The organism is Pseudomonas sp. P5_B2 (assembly GCF_056400445.1).
In genome coordinates this window covers 1-7,046 of the sequence record NZ_JBFULH010000214.1, presented here as the reverse complement: position 1 = coordinate 7,046, position 7,046 = coordinate 1, and the positions used below count along the sequence as shown (strand labels likewise).

7 protein-coding genes are annotated in these 7,046 nt (G+C 58.2%); 1 reads left to right on the top strand and 6 read right to left on the bottom strand.

The window, feature by feature from the left end; all coding sequences use genetic code 11:
* A partial coding sequence (locus AC1DRJ_RS16260; RefSeq protein WP_477803056.1) for a LysR substrate-binding domain-containing protein occupies nt 1-485 on the top strand: 485 nt, incomplete at its 5' end.
* A 111-nt stretch (nt 486-596) separates the two neighbouring features.
* Here AC1DRJ_RS16260 and ispD read toward each other — a convergent pair.
* The 6 genes from ispD to tilS form a co-directional block, all read right to left on the bottom strand.
* Nucleotides 597-1,304 (bottom strand): 2-C-methyl-D-erythritol 4-phosphate cytidylyltransferase, encoded by a 708-nt coding sequence (gene ispD / locus AC1DRJ_RS16255; protein ID WP_477803055.1) that lies wholly within the window; start codon nt 1,302-1,304, stop codon nt 597-599.
* The gene (ftsB, locus tag AC1DRJ_RS16250; protein ID WP_007949352.1) at nt 1,301-1,579 is read right to left on the bottom strand and encodes a cell division protein FtsB; all 279 of its coding nucleotides are present in this window, start codon (nt 1,577-1,579) and stop codon (nt 1,301-1,303) included. Before ftsB ends, ispD begins: the two co-directional genes overlap by 4 nt.
* Nucleotides 1,580-1,751: 172 nt before the next feature.
* Complete coding sequence (eno, locus tag AC1DRJ_RS16245) at nt 1,752-3,041, bottom strand: phosphopyruvate hydratase (protein WP_477803054.1); 1,290 nt, start codon at nt 3,039-3,041, stop codon at nt 1,752-1,754.
* Between the two features lie 156 nt (nt 3,042-3,197).
* On the bottom strand, nt 3,198-4,043 hold the full coding sequence (kdsA, locus tag AC1DRJ_RS16240; RefSeq protein ID WP_421139262.1) for a 3-deoxy-8-phosphooctulonate synthase: 846 nt from the start codon (nt 4,041-4,043) through the stop codon (nt 3,198-3,200).
* Nucleotides 4,044-4,048: 5 nt separating this feature from the next.
* Nucleotides 4,049-5,680 (bottom strand): CTP synthase, encoded by a 1,632-nt coding sequence (locus tag AC1DRJ_RS16235; RefSeq protein ID WP_477803053.1) that lies wholly within the window; start codon nt 5,678-5,680, stop codon nt 4,049-4,051.
* Between the two features lie 274 nt (nt 5,681-5,954).
* On the bottom strand, nt 5,955-7,046 hold a 1,092-nt coding region (gene tilS / locus AC1DRJ_RS16230; RefSeq protein WP_477803052.1), incomplete at its 5' end, for a tRNA lysidine(34) synthetase TilS.

Here is a 7,046-nt window from a genome sequence, read left to right as displayed (position 1 = left end):
ATGAAGGCCTGGATCTGGCGATCCGTCTGGGTCGCCTGCAGGATTCGCGATTGGTTGCCACACGCCTGGCACCACGACGCATGTACCTGTGCGTATCACCGTCCTACCTGGAACGCTATGGCCGGCCACACAGTCTGTCGGAACTGAGCCGCCACAACTGCCTCATTGGCAGCTCGGACCTGTGGCAACTGGAACAGAACGGGCGGGAATTTTCGCAGCGGGTCCAGGGGAACTGGCGCTGCAACAGTGGGCAAGCGGTGCTTGATGCTGCGCTGCAGGGCGTGGGGCTGTGTCAGTTGCCGGACTATTACGTGCTGGAGCATCTGAAAAGCGGCGCGTTGATTTCACTGCTGGAAGCGCATCAACCGCCGAACACTGCGGTATGGGCGCTTTATCCACAGCAACGGCATCTGTCGCCCAAGGTGCGCAAGTTGGTGGATTATTTGAAGGAGGGGCTGGCGTTAAGGCCGGAGTACAGGATGTGAGGGTTTGAAGATCAAAAGATCGCAGCCTCGTTTCACTCGACAGCTCCTACATTGTCCGCGTTCACCGCAATATCCTGTAGGAGCTGTCGAGTGAAACGAGGCTGCGATCTTTCACCGGCGATTAGCCCAACGCTGACGCAACCATTCGAGATCTTCCGGGCGCGTAACCTTGAGGTTGTCGGACCGGCCTTCGATCAGACGAGGCGACATGCCTGCCCACTCCATCGCTGACGCTTCATCGGTAACAACAGCATCCGCCACCAGACTGTCCGCCAATGCCCGATGCAGCGCCCCAAGGCGAAACATCTGCGGCGTATAAGCCTGCCAGATCACGCTGCGATCCACGGTTTCGACAACACGCCCACGCTTGTCGACCCGCTTGAGGGTGTCGCGTGCCGGAACTGCCAGCAACCCGCCTACCGGATCGTCGGCCAATTCGCTCAGCAACTTGTCCAGATCATCACGGCTCAGATTGGGTCGTGCGGCGTCGTGAACCAGCACCCAGTCTTCATCGTCAGCACCCAACGCATGCAAATGTAGCAATGCATTGAGTACCGAGCCCGAACGCTCGGCACCGCCGTCAACTCGCTGAATTCGCGAATCGACAGCGCAAGCCAGGTTAGGCCAATAAGGATCATCAATAGCAAGACTGACCACCAACCCTTTCAGGGACGGATGATCAAGGAAACAACCGAGGCTGTGTTCGAGAATAGTGCGGCCGCCCAGTTGCAAGTATTGCTTGGGACGGTCTGCGGCCATACGGGCACCGACGCCCGCGGCAGGAATCACGGCCCAGAAGGCCGGTAACGAGGAATTCATTGGGCCAACTGGAACAGGGTTTCGCCGTCCTTGACCATGCCCAACTCATGGCGAGCCCGCTCTTCAACGGTCTCCATGCCTTTTTTCAGTTCGCTGACTTCGGCATCCATCACCCGATTGCGCTCCAGCAATCCTTCGTTCTCAGCCTGTTGATCCTTGATCTGCTGAGTCAGCTCAGCCACTTGCGCCAGACTGCCATTACCCACCCAAAGGCGGTATTGCAGGCCAGCCAGCAACAAGAGCAAGACGAGGAACAACCAATTGGGACTGCGCATCGAATATCAGGTTTCCAGTGAAAAAAGACAGCCATGCATAAACTTTGAAGCTGCTGATAGCACGAAGCCTGGAAGAACCAGGCTTCGTGCTGATAAGGCATCAGATTAGTGGCAAATTGATCGCTGTTGCGATTTTTTCGACACAATCCGGTGTCTTTTTATCATGTAGCAATTAGCCGCGGAACTCGCTGCGGCCGTTGTACTTGGCTTTACCGTTCAACTGCTCTTCGATACGCAGCAGTTGGTTGTACTTGGAAACGCGGTCAGAACGGCACAGGGAACCGGTTTTGATCTGGCCAGCCGAAGTGCCCACAGCCAGGTCGGCGATGGTCGAATCTTCGGTTTCGCCGGAGCGGTGCGAGATCACAGCCGTGTAACCAGCCGCCTTGGCCATCTGGATGGCTTCCAGGGTTTCGGTCAGGGTGCCGATCTGGTTGAACTTGATCAGGATCGAGTTGGCGATCTTTTTATCGATGCCTTCTTTCAGGATCTTGGTGTTGGTCACGAACAGGTCGTCGCCAACCAGTTGGACTTTCTCGCCGATTTTGTCGGTGAGGATTTTCCAGCCAGCCCAATCGGACTCGTCCAGGCCGTCTTCGATCGAGATGATCGGATAACGCTCGGTCAGGCCTTTCAGGTAGTCAGCGAAACCTTCAGCGGTGAACACCTGACCTTCGCCGGACAGGTTGTACTGGCCGTCTTCGTAGAATTCGCTAGCGGCGCAGTCCAGTGCCAGGGTCACGTCGGTGCCCAGCTTGTAACCGGCGTTGGCCACGGCTTCGGAAATCACTTTCAAAGCGTCTTCGTTGGAGGTCAGGTTCGGTGCGAAACCACCTTCGTCACCAACAGCAGTGCTCAGCCCACGGGCCTTCAGAACAGCTTTGAGGTGATGGAAAATCTCGGTGCCCATACGCAGACCTTCCGAGAAAGACTTGGCGCCAACCGGCTGAACCATGAATTCCTGGATGTCGACGTTGTTATCGGCGTGCTCGCCACCGTTGATGATGTTCATCATCGGAACCGGCATCGAGTAAACACCCGGGGTGCCGTTCAGGTTGGCGATGTGAGCGTACAGCGGCAGATCCTGGTCCTGAGCTGCTGCCTTGGCCGCAGCCAGGGAAACGGCGAGGATCGCGTTGGCGCCCAGGGAACCTTTGTTTTCAGTACCGTCGAGCTTGATCATCGCGTGATCCAGCGCTTTCTGGTCACTTGGGTCGGTGCCTTTCAACAGGTCGCGGATCGGGCCGTTGATGTTGGCGACGGCCTTGAGCACGCCTTTGCCCAGGTAACGGCTCTTGTCGCCATCACGCAGCTCGAGCGCTTCACGCGAGCCAGTGGAAGCACCGGAGGGCGCGCAGGCGCTGCCGATGATGCCGTTATCGAGAAGCACGTCCGCTTCCACGGTGGGATTGCCACGGGAGTCGAGAACTTCACGACCTTTGATGTCGACGATTTTTGCCATTGTTGTAAACACTCCAAAGTTGACGAAAACGACGCAGCTAGAGGAAATCTTTTAACGTCGGCAAGTGATGTGCAGCAGGCAGACTTGCGGACGATAAAGCTCAGGCCCGAGGGCCTGAGCATTAAATCGTGCGGTACTTTACCGGAGAATTGAGCTTTACGCGGTTTCTACCGTCGGAAAACTCTTCACCAGTTCGTCCAAGGCTTTGAGCTGGGCCAGGAATGGCTCCAGTTTGTCCAGACGCAAGGCGCAAGGGCCGTCGCATTTGGCGTTGTCCGGGTCCGGGTGGGCTTCGAGGAACAGGCCGGCCAGCGACTGGCTCATGCCAGCCTTGGCCAGGTCAGTCACCTGGGCACGACGACCACCGGCGGAATCGGAGCGACCACCCGGCATTTGCAGCGCGTGGGTCACGTCGAAGAACACCGGGTATTCGAACTGCTTCATGATGCCGAAGCCGAGCATGTCGACGACCAGGTTGTTGTAGCCGAAGCTCGAACCACGCTCGCAGAGAATCAACTGATCGTTGCCCGCTTCCACGCATTTGCTCAGGATGTGTTTCATCTCGTGCGGTGCGAGGAACTGGGCTTTCTTGATGTTGATCACCGCGCCGGTCTTGGCCATCGCGACCACGAGGTCGGTCTGGCGCGACAGGAAGGCCGGCAACTGAATGATGTCGCAGACTTCAGCGACGACCGCTGCCTGTTCAGGCTCGTGGACGTCGGTGATGATCGGCACGCCGAAAGCTTGCTTGATGTCCTGGAAAATCCGCATGCCCTCTTCCAGGCCGGGGCCACGGTAAGAGGTCACGGAGGAACGGTTGGCCTTGTCGAAGCTGGCCTTGAACACGTAAGGGATACCGAGTTTCTCGGTAACCTTCACATACTCTTCGCAGACCTGCATCGCCATGTCGCGGCTTTCCAGCACGTTCATGCCACCGAAAAGCACCATTGGCTTGTCGTTGGCAATCTCGATATCGCCTACGCGGATGATCTTCTGCGCCATCAGATTTATGCCTTCTTCTGGTGTTGAATCAATGCTGCTTTAACGAAACCGCTGAACAACGGGTGACCGTCGCGTGGCGTCGAGGTGAACTCAGGGTGGAACTGGCAAGCGACGAACCATGGATGATCCGGAGCTTCAACCACTTCAACCAGCGCACCATCACCGGAGCGACCGGAGATTTTAAGGCCGGCTTCCATGATCTGCGGCAGCAGGTTGTTGTTCACTTCGTAGCGGTGACGGTGACGCTCGACGATGACGTCCTTGGCGTAGCAGTCGTGCACCAGCGACCCAGGCTCCAGCAGGCAGTCCTGAGCGCCGAGGCGCATGGTGCCGCCCAGATCGGACGATTCGGTACGGGTTTCGACCGCGCCGGTAGCGTCTTCCCACTCGGTGATCAGACCCACGACCGGATGGCCGCTGGCACGATCGAACTCGGTGGAGTTGGCATCTTTCCAGCCCAGCACGTTACGAGCGAACTCGATCACGGCCACTTGCATACCCAGGCAGATGCCCAGGTACGGAACCTTGTTTTCGCGAGCGTATTGAACGGCGGTGATCTTGCCTTCCACGCCACGCAGACCGAAGCCGCCCGGTACGAGGATCGCGTCAACACCTTCCAGCAGCGCAGTGCCCTGGTTTTCGATGTCTTCGGAATCGATGTAGCGCAGGTTGACCTTGGTGCGGTTGCTGATGCCGGCAYGACTCATCGCTTCGATCAGCGACTTGTAGGCGTCCAGCAGTTCCATGTACTTGCCGACCATCGCGATGGTGACTTCGTGCTCCGGGTTCAGCTTGGCGTCAACCACGGCTTCCCACTCGGACAGGTCAGCGCTGCCGCATTGCAGGCCGAAACGCTCGACGACAAAATCATCCAGGCCCTGGGAGTGCAGAATGCCCGGGATCTTGTAGATGGTGTCGGCGTCTTCCAGCGCGATCACCGCACGTTCTTCAACGTTGGTGAACTGCGCGATCTTGCGGCGCGAAGAGATGTCGATCGGGTGATCGGAGCGGCAGACCAGCACGTCTGGCTGCAGGCCAATGGAACGCAGTTCCTTGACCGAGTGCTGAGTCGGCTTGGTTTTGGTTTCGCCGGCAGTGGCGATGTACGGCACCAGTGTCAGGTGCATCAGCATCGCGCGCTTGGCGCCGACTTCGAAACGCAATTGACGGATCGCTTCCAGGAACGGTTGCGATTCGATGTCACCCACGGTGCCACCGATCTCGACCATCGCCACGTCGGCATCGCCGGCGCCCTTGATGATCCGGCGCTTGATTTCGTCGGTAATGTGCGGGATCACCTGAATGGTGGCGCCCAGGTAATCACCACGGCGCTCTTTGCGCAGCACGTGCTCGTAGACACGGCCAGTGGTGAAGTTGTTGTTCTGGGTCATGGTCGTGCGGATGAACCGCTCGTAATGGCCCAGGTCCAGGTCGGTCTCGGCGCCGTCGTGAGTGACGAACACTTCACCGTGCTGGAACGGGCTCATCGTGCCCGGGTCAACGTTGATGTACGGGTCCAGCTTCAGCATGGTGACCTTAAGTCCCCGCGCCTCCAGGATGGCCGCCAATGAAGCCGATGCGATGCCTTTCCCCAATGAAGAAACAACACCGCCCGTGACGAATATGTAGCGCGTCATGAAAAACCCTAGAAGTCTGCGTTAAAGCGGTCCGAGCCGCCGGGGAAAGCGAAGGAAGGCCGAAGCCCCCGATCACCTGCATTAATCACAGCGCACCTTTCAAAAAAACCGCCGCGTTGGGACAGACCGGCAGATGAAACACCGGTACGTTGCTCGCTACACATTTTTTGGAATCGCCCAGCAAAGACTGCTTGGTAATCGGCAACTCCTGCAATTCAGGCGAATCCACAGAAGTTGTATCAAGAAGGGAGCGTAGTCTACCGGAAAGCCCCTTTCAGCTCAAACCTTGATCTTCGTTCGGTGGCAGCCAATGCAAATGCCAGCCGTCCTGCCCACTGCCATTCAAGCCCCGTACGTTGGCCACTGCCAGTAATTGCCCGTCGCGATAGACCAGCGGCAATCTGCCACGGGCAAAGGCCGGAACACCGCGTTCATTGAGCAAACGCTTCAGGTCGCGGTGGCCGCGATCCGGAAAATGCATGACCTCACCGCCTTCACGATAGCGGATTTGCAGCGGACCATCGGGGATTTGCCCGGTGAACGTGAGCACGCCGTTCTCCGGTAACGCCAGCGACTTCGAAGGATCAACCCAATGGGCGGCAGGCAGCGGATTGCTTAGCCAACAGCCCGACAGCCACCAGATACGTCCCCCCGAACGATGCAGTTCACCATCCGCCAGCCGCCAGACCGGACGGGCATCACCGGTGGCATCGCGCAAATCCGCCCAACCCGACCAATGGTCGCTATCAGGCAACCTGGTCAATGTTGTGAGCCAGTGACTCAACGCATTTCGTTGACGCGCGGCGGAGCGTTTTGCCAGGGAGGGCAGTTCCAGAGAAGGCAAGCCCAGCCAGTCGAAATCACTGACAGTGGTCGCTTCGGCCAGATCGATTTGCGCCAACTCATCAAGCAATGCCTTTGCTTCGCTCAAGTGCGCGGCGCTACGCGCCATGGTCGCCACTGCTTGCGGCCAGCGCTCGGTTAATACCGGGAACACCTGATGCCGCAAGTAATTACGAGAGAACTGTCGGTCCTGGTTCGAAGGGTCTTCGATCCAGCTCAATTGATGGGCTGTCGCATAGGCTTCAAGTTCGGCGCGACTGACGTCCAGCAATGGGCGCAGCAGATGCCCCCGCCCCAAGGCACGCTGGCCAGGCATCCCCGACAATCCTCTCACCCCCGCCCCGCGCAACAGTCGAAACAACAGCGTTTCTGCCTGATCGTCACGATGCTGGGCGGTCAGCAGCAGTTCATTGGTCTGTGTGGCTTCAACAAATGCCCCATAGCGTGCATCCCGGGCGGCACGCTCAAGGCTGGCGCCGGGTTGAACATGAACGTGAACCACTTGTAGCGGCACACCCAAGGC

Excerpts from the sequence above, each read along its gene's own strand:
- eno (WP_477803054.1), bottom strand. The coding sequence starts at position 3,041 with ATGGCAAAAATCGTCGACATCAAAGGTCGTGAAGTTCTCGACTCCCGT.
- kdsA (WP_421139262.1), bottom strand. The coding sequence starts at position 4,043 with ATGGCGCAGAAGATCATCCGCGTAGGCGATATCGAGATTGCCAACGAC.
- ispD (WP_477803055.1), bottom strand. The coding sequence starts at position 1,304 with ATGAATTCCTCGTTACCGGCCTTCTGGGCCGTGATTCCTGCCGCGGGC.
- ftsB (WP_007949352.1), bottom strand. The coding sequence starts at position 1,579 with ATGCGCAGTCCCAATTGGTTGTTCCTCGTCTTGCTCTTGTTGCTGGCT.